We start from the raw sequence: 17,574 nt of genomic DNA, 5'->3' as shown, positions 1-17,574 counted from the left end.
CTCCCAACCTCGTTGCGGCGCGGCTGCGCCTCTGGCACTTCAACAACATTGTCGCAGCCCCGACCCGCGGTCACGAGCGGGGGCTCCTGTCGTTTCCGTGCCCCTGGATTGGGTCATAGTGTCTGACGTGGGCTCAACCTGCGACGGTGCCAAATTAGTTATCCGCACAAAAAGGAGGCCTCCGCGGCGATGCGGAGGCCTCCTTTTTTGTGCACGGTGTACTTTTGAGTGTGCAAGTGGGGGAGTTGTTACTCCTCGACGATCTCGGTGATCGCGCCAGCGGGGCAAGCGTCCTGGCAAGCGCCACAGGCGACGCAGGAGTCCTCGTCAGCGACGGTAGCGACGTCCTGGAGCTCCAGAACGCCAGCGGGGCAGGAGTCGACGCAAACGCCACAAGCGATGCACTCGTCGGCATCAATTACGGGATGAGCCATGGTAGTTTCCTCTCTGTTGACCGACGCTACAGGCGATGCGCGCCGGTTTGATTCGGGCAAAAACATACCACGGGAGCGACCGTTTGCAATACCCTCTGACCGGCATCTTCATACCGTTCGCCGAGTATGCCAAGGTTTACTAAAAAATGCGCAGGTGGGGCCGTTGAGCTGCGCAAATGTTAGCTAAAGGTGACTTGAAATATCGAGCTATTGAGCGCGCCTGCGGAAAGGGCATCCCGTTATTTGGCCGAAAACCGGGTCGTAGTTTCCGGTTGGGCCCGCTAGCGGAAACTGCGACCCGGTATCAGCTCTCAAAACGGGACGAGCTTTCCGCAAGGCAGCCCCAGGCACCCTCGGACCCAAGCCTCAGCCATCTCTACATAGATCTCGATAGATTTGCCGAGAACTCAATCAGCGCATCTACCTGCACATTTAAGAACCTAAACTCTCAGCAATAAGAAATCTTATATGAATTGACTTAGATTTTGTATATTCCGGCCCATAAGGGGATACACTACATCCTGAAAGACAAGCCGAAACACCGCTCGGCAGACCGCCGAGTCGGTGCAAACGCACAAGAGAGAGGGAATTTCTAATGGGCAAGATTCTTGGTATCGACCTTGGTACTACCAACTCCGCTATGGCCGTCCTCGAGGGCGGTTCTCCGACCATCATCGTGAACGCCGAGGGCGACCGCACCACCCCGTCTGTCGTGGGCTTCCGTGCCGACGGCGACCGCGTCGTGGGCAAGGCCGCTAAGAACCAGGCTGTCACCAACCCCAAGAACACCGTGTTCTCCATCAAGCGCTTCATGGGCCGCAAGTATTCCGAGTGCACCTCCGAGATCAAGACCGTGCCGTATGAGGTCAAGGAGGGCCAGGGTGGCCGTGCCGTCGTCGACATCGAGGGCAAGGATTACACCGCCGAGCAGGTGAGCGCCATGACGCTCGCCAAGATGAAGGCCGACGCCGAGAAGTATCTGGGCGAGACCGTCACCGACGCCGTCATCACCGTCCCGGCCTACTTCAACGACGCCCAGCGTCAGGCCACCAAGGACGCCGGTAAGATCGCCGGCCTCAACGTCAAGCGTATCGTCAACGAGCCGACCGCTGCTGCTCTGGCCTATGGCCTGGACAAGCAGGGCACCGACCAGCGCATCCTGGTCTTTGACCTGGGCGGCGGTACCTTCGACGTCTCCATCCTCGACCTCGCCGACGGCGTGTTTGAGGTTCTGTCCACCTCGGGCGACAACCACCTGGGCGGCGACGACTGGGATCAGCGCGTCATCGATTGGATGGCCGATAAGTTCCAGCAGGAGAACGGTGTCGACCTGCGTCAGGACCCCATGGCCCTGCAGCGTCTGAAGGAGGCCGCCGAGAACGCCAAGAAGGAGCTCTCCGCCGCCCAGCAGACCACCATCAACCTGCCGTTCATTACCATGAACCAGTCCGGCCCGCTGCACCTCAACTACACGCTGACCCGCGCCGAGTTCGAGAAGATCACCCGCGACCTGCTCGAGCGCTGCAAGCAGCCTGTCACCAACGCCCTGCGCGACGCCAAGCTTAAGCTCTCCGATCTGACCGAGGTCATCCTCGTCGGCGGCTCCACCCGTATGCCCGCCGTCCAGGAGCTCGTCAAGACTATGACCGGCAAGCAGCCCAACATGTCCGTGAACCCCGACGAGGTCGTTGCCGACGGCGCCGCCGTCCAGGGCGGCGTGCTCACCGGCGACGTCGAGGGCATCCTGCTGCTCGACGTTACCCCGCTGTCGCTGGGTGTCGAGACCATGGGCGGCATCATGACCAAGATGATCGACCGCAACACCACGATCCCGACCTCCAAGACCGAGGTCTACTCCACCGCTGCCGACAACCAGACCAGCGTCGAGATCAACGTGCTCCAGGGCGAGCGTGAGCTTGCCCGCGACAACAAGTCGCTCGGTAAGTTCCAGCTGACCGGTATCCCGGCTGCCCGCCGCGGCGTGCCGCAGATCGAGGTCACCTTCGACATCGACGCCAACGGTATCGTCAAGGTCTCCGCTAAGGACAAGGGCACCGGCAAGGAGCAGCAGATCACCATTTCCGGTTCCACCGCGCTTTCCGACGACGAAGTCGATCGTATGGTCAAGGACGCCGAGGCTCATGCCGAGGAGGACAAGAAGCAGAAGGAAGAGGTCGAGGTCCGCAACCAGACCGACAGCCTGTGCTACTCCACCGAGCAGACCCTCAACGAGCTGGGCGACAAGGTTTCCGCTGACGTGAAGTCCAAGGCCGAGGCCGCTATCGCCGACGCCAAGAAGGCGCTCGAGGGCTCTGACGTCGAGGCCATCAAGGCCGCCGGCGAGTCCCTGCAGTCCGTGGCCTACGAGCTGGCCCAGGTTGTCTACGCCGACGCTCAGCAGCAGACCGACGGTGCCGCCGGTGCCCAGCCTGCCGACGATGACGTTGTCGACGCCGACTACGAGGTCGTGGACGACGAGGACAAGTAATCATGTCCGCCCGTAAAGCTCGCACGGAGGCGGCCGCCACTGGCGCCGCCCCCGTTGACTCTGAGGAGAAGGACGTGAAGATTCCCGTAGAGGCCGTCGACGATACCGAGGCCAACGAGGCCCCGGCCGCCGAGGCTGCCGAGAACCAGGTAGAGGATTCCAACAAGGAGGCGACGATGACCGAGGACGAGATGGTGGAAGCCGCTATCCGCGCCGGTGAGGAAGCCGCCGACAACGACTTTAAGCTCAAGTTCGAGCAGGCCCAAAAGGAGCTTACCGACGTGCGCAGCGAGCTCGATGCTGCGGCAGAGGCTCAGAAGGCCGCCGAGGACAAGGCAAAGGACGCCACCGAGCGCACTGCCCGTCTACAGGCCGACTGGGAGAACTTCCGTCGCCGCACCGCCAACGAGCGCATCGCTGAGCGCGAGCGCGCGACCGAGAAGCTTGTCACCGCGCTGCTGCCGGTGATTGACGATATCGAGCGCGCGATCGACCATGCCCGTAGCCAGGAGCTTTCCGACGATTTTAAGCAGTTCGTCGATGGCGTCGACGCGGTGCATGCCAAGCTGCTCGATGTGTTTGCGCACGAGGGCGTTGAGCCCATCGACCCCAAGGGCGAGGCGTTCGATCCGCTCGAGCACCAGGCTGTGGGTCGCGTCGAGGACGCATCGCAGTACGACGAGACCGTCAACGACGTGTACCAGAAGGGCTACCGCATGGCGGATCGCATTCTGCGTTCCGCGATGGTGACGGTGACCTACGGTGGCGAGAAGCGCCCCGCACCGGAGCCCGAAGCGGCGCCCGAGGATGCTGCGGCCGATACGGCTGAGAGCACCGAGGAGTAATTGAGAAGGGCCCCGGGGCAACACCCGGGGCCCTTTCTGACCTAGTGCCATATGAAAGCATGAGCCGCCGTCCGCTGGACGGCGGATGAAACAGGAGAGGAGCTACGATGGCTGCAGGCAAAACCTTCTATGACATCCTGGGCGTATCCAAGAGCGCCTCCGACAAAGAGATCAAGAGCGCGTTTCGCAAGCTCGCGCAAAAATATCACCCCGATGCCGGCGGCGACGAGGCCAAGTTCAAGGAGATTAGCGAGGCTTACGAGACGCTTTCGGACGAGAAGAAGCGCAAAGAGTACGACCAGATGCTCATGTTCGGCGGCATGCCGGGCGCGGGCGGCGCGTATGGCGGCGGCTACGGTGCCGGCGCGGGCGCCAGCGGCTGGGGCGATATCTTCGACAGCATCTTTAGCGGCAACGGCGCTTGGGGCAGCGATTGGGGCTCGGGCTTTGCCGGGGCTGCGGGTAATGCCGGTGCCGGTGCGGGTCGCAGCCGTGCTCGCAAGGGCGGCGACCTGTCGCTGACTGTCGACGTGACGGCCGAGGACGCGTTTCGCGGCGTGACGCACAAGGTCACCTATCGCATTCCCTCGACGGGCGAGCAGCAAACCATTACGGTCTCGGTTCCCGCAGGTGCGGTCGACGGCGGCAAACTACGCTACAAGTGTCGCGGCGAGTATGGAGTTGCCGGCGGCGAGCGCGGCGACCTGGTCGTGACCACGCACGTGGAGGAGCACCCGCTGTTTAAGCGTAAAGGTGCCGACGTGACCATGGAGGTACCGGTCTCGGTCTATGAGGCGGCGCTCGGCTGCACGGTGGACGTGCCGACGCCCGGCGGTGCGACGGTTCGTCTGAAGGTGCCCGCGGGTACCCAGACGGGCAAGAAGTTCCGCTTTAAGGAGATGGGCGCGCCCGACGTTAAGCACCGTGGCCGTACGGGCGCGCTGCTCGTCGAGATCAAGGTGCAGGTTCCCACGAACCTGTCTGATGACGAGCGCGATGCCATGACCAAGCTGCGCGAGGCCGACACGCGCGACTATCGCGAGAAGGTCAATCGTTACAAGGCGACGTACTAGGGCGGTCGCGGCGCACGACCACGCCCGCGGGCTTATGATGGACGATAACGAGACGGAAAGGGGTCAGGTAGCATGGCCGAGGACAATAGGAACAAACCGCTGTACATGATCAGCGTGGCGGCCGAGCTGACCGGCATGCACCCGCAGACTCTGCGCGTCTACGAGTCCAAGGGCTTGGTGAACCCCCAGCGCTCGGGCGGCAACACGCGTCTGTATTCGCGTGCCGATATCGAGCGCCTGGAGCTCATCAACCAGCTGACTGACGAGGGCATCAACCTTGCCGGCGTGGTGCGCATCCTCGATATGAAGGAGCGTGCCGAGGAGCGCGAGCGCGAGAACGAAAAGCTCCGCGCCCGCGTGCGCCAGCTCGAGGACGAGCTGCACGAGTATAAGATGCAGAAGAAGATCACCGCCCTGGCCCCGCGCGACGGCTCGGTCAACCCCGAGCAAGTCATGCGCAAGCTGCTAGGTACGGGTAGCGACCTATAGCTCCGCTGACGCTGCCGGGCACTCATTGGGGACAGACTTAAATGAGTGCCCGCAGAATGAGAGTGGATAATCTCCCGTTTTTGGCCTGTTTGCAGGCTCAAAGTGGGAGATTATCCACTCTCGTCATTTCGGCGTCTAAGTCTGCCCCCGGCACCCAACTCGTTCTTTGCTTTACTGAGATAAAGTGAACGTGCAGATTCGTAACCCGCTGGCAACTGTTCTATGGCACGATATTGAACGAATGTATGCTATGCGCCCAAATCGTTTTGGGCAGAGTGGGAGACAGTATGGTCAAGCTGTACGAGGACGGCATCTACCTGCGCGGCGGCAGCGAGGTTGTGCCTGCGGCCGAGGCTGCCGAGCGCGGTATTACGCAGACGCCCGAGGATGCCAAGCGCGGCACCATCGCGTATTCGATCCTTCAGGCACACAATACGTCCGGCGACCCCGAGGCGCTCAAGATTCGCTTCGACGCCATGGCGAGCCATGACATCACCTTTGTCGGCATCATCCAGACGGCGCGCGCCTCGGGCATGGAGCAGTTCCCGCTGCCCTACGTGCTCACCAACTGCCACAACTCGCTGTGCGCCGTGGGCGGCACCATCAACGAGGACGACCACGTCTTTGGCCTTTCCGCAGCCAAGAAGTACGGCGGCATCTTCGTTCCGCCGCACATCGCCGTCATCCACTCCTTTATGCGCGAGAACTTCGCCGGTTGCGGCAAGATGATCCTGGGTTCCGACTCGCACACCCGCTATGGTGCCCTGGGTACCATAGCCGTGGGCGAGGGCGGCGGCGAGTTGGCAAAGCAGCTGCTGCGCGACACCTACGATGTCGCCTATCCCGGCGTCGTGGCCATCTACCTCACGGGCGCCCCGCGCCCCGGCGTCGGCCCGCACGACGTGGCGCTCGCCATCATTCGCGCCGTCTTTGCCAAGGGCTACGTCAAGAACAATGTCATGGAGTTTGTGGGCCCGGGCATCGCGAGCATGACGACCGACTACCGCAACGGCGTTGACGTCATGACCACCGAGACCACCTGCCTGTCGAGCATCTGGGCCACCGACGAGGACACGCACGCGTTTTTGACCATGCACAGCCGCGGCGACGACTATCGCGAGCTCAAGCCCGCCGATGTCGCCTACTACGACGGTTGCGTCGAGGTCGACCTGTCGAGCATCAAGCCCATGATCGCACTGCCGTTCCATCCTTCCAACGGCTTTGAGATCGACGAGCTCAACGAGAACCTCGAGGACATCCTGCACGAGGTGGAGCTCGAGGCCGCCAAGATCGGCGAGGGCAAGACGCACTTTAGCCTGCTCGACAAGATCGTCGACGGCAAGCTGCACGTGCAGCAGGGCGTTATCGCCGGCTGCTCGGGCGGCAACTATGACTCCGTGGTCCAGGCTGCCCGCGTGCTCAAGGGCGCCAATACCGGCTGCGGCGAGTTCTCGCTGTCGGTCTATCCCACGAGCCAGCCCGTGGCGCTCGAACTTACACGCCGCGGCTACATCTACGACCTCATGGAGGCCGGCGCAATCGTGCGCACGGCATTCTGCGGCCCGTGCTTCGGCGCCGGCGACACGCCCGCCAACAACGGCCTTTCGATCCGTCACACCACGCGCAACTTCCCCAACCGCGAGGGTTCCAAGCCGGGTAATGGCCAGCTGAGCGCCGTGGCCCTGATGGACGCCCGCTCCATTGCGGCAACGGCTGCCAACGGCGGCGTCCTGACGCCGGCGACCGACCTGCCCGAGGACACTTGGGACGAGGCCTGCGAGTACACCTTTGACGACGCGCCGTACAAGAAGCGCGTGTACTGGGGCTTTGGCAAGGCGGAGCCTGCCGACGAGCTGGTCGAAGGCCCCAACATCAAGCCGTGGCCCGCGATGGAGCCGCTCGGCGACGACATCCTGCTCAAGGTTTGCTCCAAGATCATGGACCCGGTCACCACGACCGACGAGCTCATTCCCTCGGGCGAGACGAGCTCCTTCCGCTCCAACCCGCTGGGCCTGGCTGAGTTTACGCTGAGCCGCCGCGACCCGGCCTACGTGGGTCGCTCCAAGGAGGTCGACGCTGTGGAGAAGCGTCGCGTTGCCGGTGAGTCCGCGGGCGACCTGGCGGCGCTCGATGCCGAGCTTGCTGGCGTGTTCAAGGCACTGGCCGGCGCGGGTGTTACGGCCGATGCCAAGGCGACCGAGTTTGGCTCCATGATCTATGCCAAAAAGCCCGGCGACGGTTCTGCCCGCGAGCAGGCCGCGAGCTGCCAGCGCGTCATTGGTGGCCTGGCCAACATCGTCCACGAGTACGCCACCAAGCGCTATCGCTCCAACGTGATGAACTGGGGCATGGTGCCCTTCCAGATGGAGGCGGAGCCCAACTTTGAGGTGGGCGATTACGTCTTTGTGCCGGGTATCCGTGCCGCGCTCGATGGCGACCTGAAGAACATCACCGCCTACGTGGTGCGCGCCGATGGTGCGGTCGAGCAGATTGAGCTCTACATTGCCGATATGACGGCAGAGGAGCGTGCCATCGTCAAGGCCGGCTGCCTCATCAACTACAACAAGTTCAAGGCCGCTGCCGAGTAACGCACTTAATTGTCCGCCCGGGGCTTACCCTTTCCCGCTCGCTCACGCGCTTCGCGAGGGTCGCGCTCGGGAAAGGGTAAGCCCCGGGCTACATTTCTGCGTTCTCGTTGGGTCTTGGGGGACGCTAATAAATAGACTTACTTGATGCCGCCCCTTTTTATTGGGGCGGCTTCTTTTTGTCGAAAACCACCACAAAGGGGGCAGGCACCTTTGTGGTGGTGGGGACGAGCTCGATGCTGTTGTGATCGTTGAGCGGCATGTTAATGGGCGGCTCTACAGAATTTCATCTGGGCTGGCGGGTTTGGTTGTTTTGGGGATGCCGAGTTTGGATGACGCGAAATCGTCAACATTGTCCTTAATTCCGTCTTTGGTGTAGACAGTGACCATATAGGTGCTGTGTCCGAATTCGCCCTTGTCGCGTGTTGCCCAGGCATCCCAGTAGGCGGCCCCGTTTCGCCCTTTGATTTTTCCGACACGGCGGAGTTCTGTTCGCTTTAATTTCTGGTTGCTATAGATGGTTCGACCGGCCTCCTCGGTGAGCCCGCACTGTCCAAGCATCTTGTCGAGGACTTGGTTCATGTGGCGCTCATCGGTGTTTGGTGCGTAGTCGTAGGCGAGGGTGATGAAGTCGAGTGGCTGGTCGTCGATTAGATAGTTTAGCGTCTGAGGTCCAAGGCAGAAATAGGGGGAGCATCCGTCGATCTGACCGAGCAGTGGCAACTTTGACTGCCAACTTCCGGTGGGAATTCCATCTTCGTAAAACACGCCGCGACAGATAAAGGAGAGCGAGGTGGCACGCGAGCCGGCGTCGACCATTCCGCATAAATCGAAGGGCGAGGTGATACCAAGGGAAAAGGGCGTGATGACGATAAGGAAGAGCATCACGATGGGTATGGCGAGAATGGCGATGACGTTGCGACCGGTGGAATGAGGCGGCTTCATATGCGCTCCTCGAGACAAAGATCTGTTGAGGATAGGCAGAAATGGATATGTTCAGAGAGCAATTCAAGTTTAATCTCATTGCGCGAGATGGTCGACCGTTAGCGTCGAAAACCACCACAAAGGTGCCTGTCCCCTTTGTGGTGGTGAGGAGCGCGCGGCTTCTTTTGGTAATAGTGTTAGCTGGCGGTATCATTAGTGCAGGTGGCGAAGGTTTGCATTGTGGGGTGTTTTGCCGTGAGCCGTTCTGCCCGTATTGGATTGATTGTCTTGGCGCTTGCGATCGCTGTGGTTGGCGCGGGCGCTGTCGGTATGGCATTTCTACCTGCTGCGGTGACGGAGCCGGTGGTCAAGCCTGTGACTCAATCTGTCGAACTTCTGACCGGCGACGACAAGCCCGAGACCATTACCGTTGATTTTGATGAGCAGCCGGCTGTGCTGGGTATTAGCAATTATCCGCGTATTCAGCTTGGGGCCATGCGCTATACCACGGATACAAGCCTGATCGATAGGGCGTCCGAGCTACTCAAGGGCAAAACATTTAAGCGTTGGTACGGATATGCGTCCTATCGGGCAAAAGCGAACGACATGGTTGGCGGATGCCACTCTTCCATCGAGCTGGACACTGCAAACGGCGCAAAGTTATGTGATGTCTCGTACGATCCGGGCTACGAGGGCAATGAGGGGCCGGGCATCTACATCATGGACGGCGATGTCGCCTATGTCATGGAGGGCGACCAGACCGAGCTCAACGATTTTATGGGTCAGTGTATCCAAGATGCCTATAAACAGACCTGCTTGCCTGACCCGCAGACTGCACGCGATAGTGGGTCTGCCCGTACATGGCTGTTCGAGGATGAGATGCCCTGGACCGTCGAATCGGGAAGTACGGGTTCGGCGAAGGAGTAGAGACCGCGACCACCACAAAGGTGCCTGTCCTCTTTGTGGTGGTTTTCGGTCTGTCTCGATCTGTAACATCTTGGCCGCTAAAAGTGGGCCCGGTGTTACAGATTTAGATTTTTGATCCGGGTGTTTTCTGTTCGTCTCGATTTGTAACAGATAGAGCTCTATTTGCTGACTAGATGTTACAGATTTAGATAAACGGGTGCGCTGGTCATTTCATCTCGATCTGTAACATCTAGAGCCATAAACAGCCGCTAGATGTTACAGATTGAGATAGTAAGGGGACGAGGCCGTAGCGGGTGAGCGCACCTGCTCCCTATCTTTCAATCACTCAGAAAATCTTATATATAGAGACTTAGATTTATGTATAAGATCGCGCAAAGCTGGCAACAATACTTCTCGAACAACGTGAAGCCGCCCCGTAGGGCGGCCGCCCCAAGAGAGGTGATTCCATGAGAATCGATAAGCTAGCAATGACGTCGCGCGAGGCGCTGCAGACCGCCATGAGCACGGCTGCCGACGCGCAGGCCGGCGCGGTGGAGCCGATTCACTTGCTGTCCGCCCTGCTCGGTGCCGGCGAGCGCAATATCTCCGTGATCATCGAGCGCATCGGTGCCGACCCGGCCCAGCTTGCACGCTCCACACAAGATGCCATCGACCATGCGCCCAAGGTGTCGGGCGAGGGTCAGCAGATGGGCCTGTCCAACGAGCTCGTCCGCGTCATCGAAAAGGCCGAGAAGAAGGCCACCAAGATGGGCGACAGCTTTGTGGTGACCGAGCATCTGCTGATGGCACTTGCCGAGGACAAGGGTGAGGCGGGTCGCGTGCTGCGCGACGCCGGCGTCACCAAGGAGCGCATCGAGCAAGTCTACGAGGAACTGCGCGGCGATGACCGCGTGACGTCTGCCGAGGACAAGACGCAGTTTGAGGCGCTGGAGCAGTACGGCCGCAATATCTGCGACCTTGCCCGTGCCGGCAAGCTCGACCCGGTCATCGGCCGTACCGACGAGATTCGCCGTACTATTCAGGTCCTGTCCCGTCGTACCAAGAACAACCCCGTGCTCATCGGCGAGCCGGGCGTCGGTAAAACTGCTATCGTCGAGGGCATCGCCCAGCGTATCGTGGCCGGCGACGTGCCGAGCACCCTGCGCGACCGCGACCTTATCGAGCTCGACATGAGCGCGCTGGTCGCCGGCGCCAAGTATCGCGGCGAGTTCGAGGACCGCTTGAAGGCCGTGCTCAAGGAAGTGCAAAAATCGGAAGGTAAGGTCATCCTGTTCATCGATGAGCTCCACACCATCGTGGGCGCGGGTGCCACCGAGGGCTCCATGGACGCCGGCAACATCCTCAAGCCTGCGCTCGCCCGTGGCGACCTGCATGCGATCGGCGCGACCACGCTCGACGAGTACCGTAAGTACATCGAGAAGGACGCGGCGCTCGCCCGTCGTTTCCAGACCGTTATGGTGAGCGAGCCTACCGTCGAGGACACCATCTCGATCCTGCGTGGCCTCAAGGAGAAGTACGAGATCTTCCACGGCGTGCACATCACCGATAGCGCACTCGTGGCCGCCGCCGATCTCTCCGATCGTTACATCGCCGATCGCTTCCTGCCCGACAAGGCCATCGACCTGGTCGATGAGGCGGCAAGCCGCCTGCGCATGGAGCTCGACAGCATGCCGGTCGAGATCGATGCCACCACGCGTCAGCTCACCCAGCTGCAGATCGAGGAGCAGGCGCTCATGAAGGAGACCGACGACGCCTCCAAGGAGCGTCTGGAGGCCCTGCGCCAAGAGATTGCCGAGGTCCAAGAAAAGCTCAACGTGCAAAAGGCCGGCTGGCTCAACCAAAAGAACGCCATCGACCACGTGCAGGAGCTCAAGGGACAGCTCGACGAGGCCAAGAGCGAAGAGGAACGTGCGACGCGCAACGGCGACCTGGGCCGTGCGTCCGAGCTGCGCTACTCCGTGATTCCGGGCCTGCAGCAGCAGATTCAGGATTCCGAGGCTGCGCTCGAGGCGCAAAAGCAGCAGGACGGCGAGGGCCTCAACGAGCAGGTGACCTCCGATGAGATCGCTGAGGTCGTGAGCGCTTGGACTGGCGTGCCCGTCTCCAAGATGATGCAGGGCGAGCTCGACAAGCTGAAGGGTCTGGAGGGCGAGCTGCACAAGCGCGTTATCGGCCAGGACGAGGCCGTGTCTGCCGTCGCCGCGGCCGTGCGCCGCAGCCGCGCGGGACTCTCCGATCCGGACAAGCCCATCGGCAGCTTCTTCTTCCTGGGCCCCACCGGCGTGGGCAAGACCGAGCTCGCCAAGGCGCTGGCCGAGTGCCTGTTCGATGACGAGCGCGCGCTCGTGCGTATCGACATGTCCGAGTACATGGAGAAGTTCAGCGTCCAGCGTTTGATCGGTGCGCCCCCGGGATACGTGGGTTACGACGAGGGTGGTCAGCTCACCGAGGCTGTGCGCCGTCGTCCGTACTCCGTGATTTTGCTCGACGAGATGGAGAAGGCTCATCCGGATGTCTTCAACGTGCTGCTGCAGGTGCTCGACGACGGTCGTCTGACCGACGGCCAGGGTCGTCAGGTGTCCTTCAAGAACACGATCATCATCATGACATCTAACGTGGGCTCCAAGGCTATCGCCGAGCTTTCCGGTAAGGACGAGGAGGAGATGCGCCATCAGGTTGACGCGGCCATGGCTCAGACCTTCCGCCCCGAGTTCCTCAACCGTATCGACGATATCGTGGTGTTCCATCCGCTCGGCATGGCGCAGATTGAGAAGATCGTCGATATCCAGCTCGCCGACGTCCGCGCACGTTTGGCCAAGGAGCGTATGACGCTTGCCATCACCCCGGCGGCCAAGCAGATGCTCGCCGTGGGCGGCCTGGACCCGGTCTTTGGCGCTCGTCCGCTCAAGCGTCTGGTCCAGCGCGAGGTCGTGGATGCCATCGCGGCCGCTATCATCGACGGCACGGTGCGCGAGGGCGATCAGGTGACGGTCGATGTCGACAAGGACGGCGGTTTTACCGTCGTGTGCGACAACACGCCGACGCCGATATACGAGGCGCCCGAGGAATAGCTGAGCTCAAGCAAAGGGGCGGCGGGATTTACCCGTCGCCCCTTTTTCATGCTGCGTCGAATGTGCCGGGCAGTCTAGGCGTAGATGATCTCCAAGTTGGGGGCAAGCTCGGCAAGTCGCTGCCTCGTGTCCGCATCGACGCCGGTGTCGGTGATCAGGCAGTTAATCTCATTGAGGTCAAGGGCGTGAACCAAGCCGATGACGCCGATTTTCGATGAGTCCATGAGGGTTATGCGTCGGTCGGCAGCGTTCGCGATGGCGCTCACCATGTTCGCCTGCTCCAATCGATGCGCCATAAATCCTTTTGAAAACGAGAAGGTATTGGTTCCCATGAAAGCAGTGGGAACAAAGTACTCGTTAAGCAGCCGGATAGTCTCGTTGCCCTGTGTGTAGTGATAGCCAAATCTCAGTTGTCCGCCCAGGAGAATGACCTCGCTGTCCACCAGCAATTCTTCGGCAAGTATCGCGTGAGATAGGTCGTTCGTGAGAACCGTGAGATTCTTGCGGCCCTTGAGAGCGCGTAGCATGCAGCCCGTTGTTGTTCCCGATTGAAGAAAGAACGTGTCGCCGTCGCGCACCATTTTCGCCGCAGCGTAACCGATGCGGCGTTTTTCGTCTTGGGCCGTCGAAGAAGCGTCTTCAAACGAAAGTTCGCGAGAATTGGGGTTCGGTAAGATCGCGCCGCCATGGGTTCGCCTGAGAAGTCCTCTGCCTTCGAGAGCCCGCATATCCTTTCGAATGGTCGCTTCCGAAACACCAAAGCGCTCGCTGAGGTCAACAATGCGAACAGTGCTGTTCGCATTGAGTAAGTCGAGTATTTCTTCCTGCCGTTCTTCCAGGTAATAGGGACGCGGTTCACTCATAAGAACTCCCAGGGCTTGTTGTGGGACAAGGCTTGTTACCTTCAGTTTTACCAGAACAACAATTCCTGAAATGAAATAAAACAACTCTAAACAAAACATATCGAACGTTCGGGGTAGGTTTTCGACCGTTCGCGGTAGCAGACGTCAATTCCGAAACAAAACAAAACAAAACGCAATATAATGAACTCGCAAAATGTTGCGTTTGGAGAAAGCCAAACAGCGATGGTCTGCCTGAGGAAAGGAGAACAGATGCTCGTCAGTATGAGAGATATCTGCAACATCGCCGAACAGAACAATATGGCGGTCGCTGCAGTAAATTCCGCGAGTCTTGAGGCCGTCCGCGCCGCTGTGGACGTGGCGGAGGAAACAGGTTATCCGATTATCATCCAGCATGCCGAGGTTCACGAGTCGCTGGTGCCGATTGACGTGGTGGCTCCGCTGGTTACAGCACTGGCTGAGCGCTCGAGTGCGCATATCTGCCTGAATCTGGATCATTGTGAGAATCTATCCTATGCTCGTCGTGCGTTGGAGCTCGGTTTCACGGGCGTCATGTTCGACGGTTCTGCACTTTCCTACGAACGTAATGTTGAGCTTTCCCAGTACGCTGCCCAGATGTGCGCCGACTTTGGTGCAGGCCTTGAGTGCGAACTTGGTTCTATGGGGTCGCGTGAGGGTGGCGATCCTGATGCTGGGTCCACGGCGGAAGAGGCGGGCGCCATCTATACCGATCCTGACCAGGCGCGTGACTTCGTTGAGTCCACGGGGCTCGATATCCTGGCCTGCTCGTTCGGAACGGTGCACGGCCTGTATAAGGGCGAGCCCCATTTGAACATTGACGTTCTGACCGACATTCGCAGCTGTGTGAACGTGCCACTTGTCATGCACGGTGGCTCCGGTGTTTCCGACGAGGATTACGCTCGTGCCATCAATGCCGGCATCCGCAAGATTAACTACTACACGTATGGCGTTAAATATGCCGGCGATGCCGTGCGCGCCATGGTTGATGAAAAGACTGAGGGGCATCCGGATGCTCCGATCTATTGGCACGATATGACGGCAGTCGCGTTCGAGAGCCTGCGCAGCACATTCGAGCATGTCGTGCGAGTATTCGCCAATGGCGCGGCTCCTTTGGCTTAAGGGGTGTGCTATGAAGAAAATTTTAGTTGCAACCCACGGACGCCTAGCAAGTGGCGTCAAAAGTGTGGCTGAGGTGCTGCTTCATGAGGATAGCGCCATAACCGTCGTTGATTGCTATGTGGACGAATCGGATCCCAATGAGCAGATCGCAGCGTTTATCGATGGCGTGAGGCCAGAGGACGATGCGTTGATCGTTACCGATCTTTTGGGCGGGAGCGTCTGCAACATGGTTACGGCCATGCAGCCGGAAAAGCACGGCATCGTACATGTGACCGGTTTCAACATCGCGTTAATTCTCGAATGCCTGATTACGGGCGAGGCGTTCACGCCCGAGTATATCGACAACGTAATCGCGCAGGCATCGACCTCCATGCGGCGTGTGGTCCTGCGGGCAGGCGGGGCGACAGATACCGATGACGATTTCTTTGGATAGGAAGTGGTCCGCTTTGGCGGGCGGAGCGAAGACGAAAGGAGAACGAAATGATCGTTCAGCTGCGAGTGGATGACCGCCTGGTTCACGGACAGGTCACGCTCATGTGGGGAAAGGAGCTGAGCACCAAGGGTATTTTAGTCGCGAATGACGCTGCGGCCCAAAATGAAACCCAGTCGTCGACGCTCAAGATGGCTTGCCCGAGTGGGCAGAAGCTTCTCATCCGTACAATAGACGACGCTATCAAGATTGCTAACGATCCGCGTGCGGGCGAGATGCGCATCTTCGCCCTTACTGGGAACATCGCCGATGCACTCAAACTAGTGAAAGGGGCTCCCGGTAGGATCGGCAGCGTGAACGTTGCGAATGTCGGCCGCTTCGATCGAAGCGACGATGCAGCCAAGGTGCTGCTGACAACGGGTGTAACGCTCAATCCAGACGAGGTGGCTGCAGCGCGCGAGCTGTGTGAGCAAGATCTGCCGGTGTTTCATCAGGTCGGCGTTACAGACGGTAAGGTCAAGGTTTCCGACCTGCTGGCAAAGCTCTAAGGAGGGATTGATATGCTGACGACTGCGCTCTTGGCATATTTGGCAGCTTTTATCTGCTATTTCGTCCAATGGACGTTTGGACAGCCCATGATTGACCAGCCCCTGGGCGTGGGTCTTGTGGCGGGCATTATCTTTGGCGATGTTACCGCAGGCATTATCATCGGTGCTGCGCTCCAGGCTATTTTCATCGGAAGCGTCAACGTGGGCGGTGCGACTTCGGCTGATACGGTGGCAGGAACGGTGCTCGCTGTGTGCTTCGTGGTCGTGTCTGGCATGGAGCAGGGCGTAGCGATTCCGCTCGCGGTGGCTGCGGCTATTTTTGCGAACATCATCTACTCGCTCGTTCTCAACGTGCTCATGTCTTTCTGGGCTCCTGTTATTGATTGGGCCGCGAACTCGGGTGACAGTAAGAAGCTCTTCATCTGCCATTTTGGCGGCGCCGTAGTCATGAACGGTCTATTCGCCATCCCGACGTTTTTGGCGGTGTGGGTCGGTGCCGAGCCGGCATCGCAGCTTATGAATATGGTGCCGCAGGCGGTCCTGAACGGGTTCAATGCTGCATCCGGCCTGCTTCCCGCCGTGGGCATGGCGCTACTTCTGCGCATGCTCTGGGATAACAAGATTGCAATTTATTTCCTGCTCGGCTTCGTGCTCTTCCAATATCTCAACATGCCCATGGTCGCAATTGCCGCCGTCGGTGCAGTGATCTTGGTCGTTACGGCCCTGCGTGACCTTGAAAATCTCGACCTGCGCAACCAGATTAAGGCCTTGCGCGAATCGGGCGTCGCAGCTGGTGCCCAGTCCGTCGCCGAGCTCGAAGAGGAGGATTTCTTCGCATGAGTACCACCGATACCGCAAGCGAGAAGATCAGCATCTCCACTAAGGATCTTTCCGCTGAAGACCGTAAGATGCTGCGCGGCATCTTCTTCCACTCGTTCAACGTCTTTGCCCATTACGGCGGCGGCGCTCGCGGAGGCGCTTCAGGCTTCATGTGGTCCATCTGGCCTGCCATCGAGCGTTTCTACCCGGATAAAGAACAGCGTCGCGATGCCCTGGTACGCCATTCGACCTGGTATAACATCACGTCAAATGTCGGTACGTTCTGCATGGGCCTTGTTGCCTCGATGGAGAAGGAGAACGCGGCCGAGCCTGATTTCGATACGCATTCGATCGACTCGGTCAAAGCTTCGCTCATGGGTCCCATGTCGGGCATCGGCGATGCAATCTTCTGGGGCGTTATCCGTGTTATCGCGGCCTCGGTCGGTATGGCGCTGTGCTCTCAGAACGGATCGCTTCTGGGTCCGATCGCGTTTCTGCTCATTTACAACATTCCGTCGTGGATTACGCGTTGGGTGCTGACGGTTCTTGGGTATCGCGTCGGTTCGAGCTTCATCACCAAGATCTACGAGAGCGGCTTGATGGGTATTGTAACCAAACTCTCAAGCACGCTCGGCCTGCTGATGATCGGCGCCATGGCTGCCTCGTTCGTTAAGTTCAACTGCGCGATCTCAATTCCGATGCCCGAGGGCGATCCGGTCATGATCCAGACGTATCTCGATACGATCTTCATCGGCCTGATTCCGCTGCTGTACACCCTGGGTTGTTTCAAGCTGCTCAAGAAGAACACCAACGTGAACTGGATCATTATCGGCACCATGATCATTGGCCTGGTGCTTGGCCTGACGGGGATTTGCTAGTTGCTGCAAGTTTCAAGACGATGTTTACCCGCCCGAGTGTGCCTAAGGTGCGCTCGGGCGGGC

At 59.7% G+C, this 17,574-nt stretch carries 15 protein-coding genes; 12 read left to right on the top strand and 3 right to left on the bottom strand.

What is annotated here, in order from left to right:
• Positions 1-248 precede the first annotated feature (248 nt).
• On the bottom strand, positions 249-434 hold the full coding sequence (locus AAAX31_RS07065) for a 4Fe-4S binding protein (RefSeq protein WP_006235216.1): 186 nt from the start codon (positions 432-434) through the stop codon (positions 249-251).
• A gap of 595 nt (positions 435-1,029) precedes the next feature.
• Here AAAX31_RS07065 and dnaK point away from each other — a divergent pair.
• From dnaK to AAAX31_RS07040, 5 genes are all read left to right on the top strand, one after another.
• Positions 1,030-2,922, top strand: a complete 1,893-nt coding sequence (gene dnaK, locus AAAX31_RS07060; RefSeq protein WP_006235214.1) for a molecular chaperone DnaK — start codon at positions 1,030-1,032, stop codon at positions 2,920-2,922.
• Between the two features lie 2 nt (positions 2,923-2,924).
• Positions 2,925-3,767 carry a nucleotide exchange factor GrpE gene (locus tag AAAX31_RS07055; protein WP_349076664.1) on the top strand — a complete coding sequence of 281 codons (843 nt, stop codon included), beginning with the start codon at positions 2,925-2,927 and terminating at the stop codon, positions 3,765-3,767.
• Positions 3,768-3,874: 107 nt separating this feature from the next.
• Complete coding sequence (locus tag AAAX31_RS07050; RefSeq protein ID WP_349076662.1) at positions 3,875-4,840, top strand: DnaJ C-terminal domain-containing protein; 966 nt, start codon at positions 3,875-3,877, stop codon at positions 4,838-4,840.
• Positions 4,841-4,912: 72 nt separating this feature from the next.
• On the top strand, positions 4,913-5,329 hold the full coding sequence (locus AAAX31_RS07045) for a helix-turn-helix transcriptional regulator (protein WP_089573643.1): 417 nt from the start codon (positions 4,913-4,915) through the stop codon (positions 5,327-5,329).
• A gap of 287 nt (positions 5,330-5,616) precedes the next feature.
• Entirely contained in the window at positions 5,617-7,917 is a 2,301-nt protein-coding gene (locus AAAX31_RS07040) for a hydratase (RefSeq protein WP_349076660.1), read from the top strand.
• A gap of 273 nt (positions 7,918-8,190) precedes the next feature.
• Here AAAX31_RS07040 and AAAX31_RS07035 read toward each other — a convergent pair whose 3' ends face one another.
• The gene (locus AAAX31_RS07035; RefSeq protein ID WP_117583635.1) at positions 8,191-8,859 is read right to left on the bottom strand and encodes a hypothetical protein; all 669 of its coding nucleotides are present in this window, start codon (positions 8,857-8,859) and stop codon (positions 8,191-8,193) included.
• A gap of 234 nt (positions 8,860-9,093) precedes the next feature.
• Here AAAX31_RS07035 and AAAX31_RS07030 point away from each other — a divergent pair, with 234 nt between their 5' ends.
• Both AAAX31_RS07030 and clpB read left to right on the top strand, forming a co-directional pair.
• Positions 9,094-9,765 (top strand): hypothetical protein, encoded by a 672-nt coding sequence (locus AAAX31_RS07030; protein WP_147329350.1) that lies wholly within the window; start codon positions 9,094-9,096, stop codon positions 9,763-9,765.
• 446 nt (positions 9,766-10,211) lie between these two features.
• Positions 10,212-12,836 (top strand): ATP-dependent chaperone ClpB, encoded by a 2,625-nt coding sequence (gene clpB / locus AAAX31_RS07025; protein WP_349076658.1) that lies wholly within the window; start codon positions 10,212-10,214, stop codon positions 12,834-12,836.
• 74 nt (positions 12,837-12,910) lie between these two features.
• Here the strand turns inward: clpB and AAAX31_RS07020 are convergent, their stop codons facing one another.
• Entirely contained in the window at positions 12,911-13,699 is a 789-nt protein-coding gene (locus tag AAAX31_RS07020) for a DeoR/GlpR family DNA-binding transcription regulator (protein WP_158558612.1), read from the bottom strand.
• A gap of 249 nt (positions 13,700-13,948) precedes the next feature.
• On the opposite strand from AAAX31_RS07020, the gene AAAX31_RS07015 reads away from it, so the two are divergent.
• From AAAX31_RS07015 to AAAX31_RS06995, 5 genes are read left to right on the top strand one after another with little or no spacing between them, the layout of a single operon-like run.
• Entirely contained in the window at positions 13,949-14,836 is an 888-nt protein-coding gene (locus AAAX31_RS07015; RefSeq protein ID WP_117839964.1) for a class II fructose-bisphosphate aldolase, read from the top strand.
• Between the two features lie 10 nt (positions 14,837-14,846).
• Positions 14,847-15,269 (top strand): hypothetical protein, encoded by a 423-nt coding sequence (locus tag AAAX31_RS07010; RefSeq protein WP_349076655.1) that lies wholly within the window; start codon positions 14,847-14,849, stop codon positions 15,267-15,269.
• 47 nt (positions 15,270-15,316) lie between these two features.
• Positions 15,317-15,814, top strand: coding sequence for a PTS sugar transporter subunit IIB (locus AAAX31_RS07005; RefSeq protein WP_117839966.1), 498 nt, complete (start codon positions 15,317-15,319; stop codon positions 15,812-15,814).
• A 12-nt stretch (positions 15,815-15,826) separates the two neighbouring features.
• Positions 15,827-16,654: a PTS sugar transporter subunit IIC gene (locus AAAX31_RS07000; protein WP_118345060.1), complete on the top strand. Its 828-nt coding sequence runs from the start codon at positions 15,827-15,829 to the stop codon at positions 16,652-16,654.
• The gene (locus AAAX31_RS06995; RefSeq protein WP_117839968.1) at positions 16,651-17,511 is read left to right on the top strand and encodes a PTS system mannose/fructose/sorbose family transporter subunit IID; all 861 of its coding nucleotides are present in this window, start codon (positions 16,651-16,653) and stop codon (positions 17,509-17,511) included. Before AAAX31_RS07000 ends, AAAX31_RS06995 begins: the two co-directional genes overlap by 4 nt.
• The last annotated feature ends 63 nt before the right edge of the window (positions 17,512-17,574 follow it).

This window comes from Collinsella sp. CLA-ER-H5 (assembly GCF_040092375.1).
Classification (GTDB): Bacteria; Actinomycetota; Coriobacteriia; order Coriobacteriales; family Coriobacteriaceae; genus Collinsella.
Note: the sequence above shows the minus strand (reverse complement) of the source record. Positions and strands in the feature narration are given on the sequence as shown.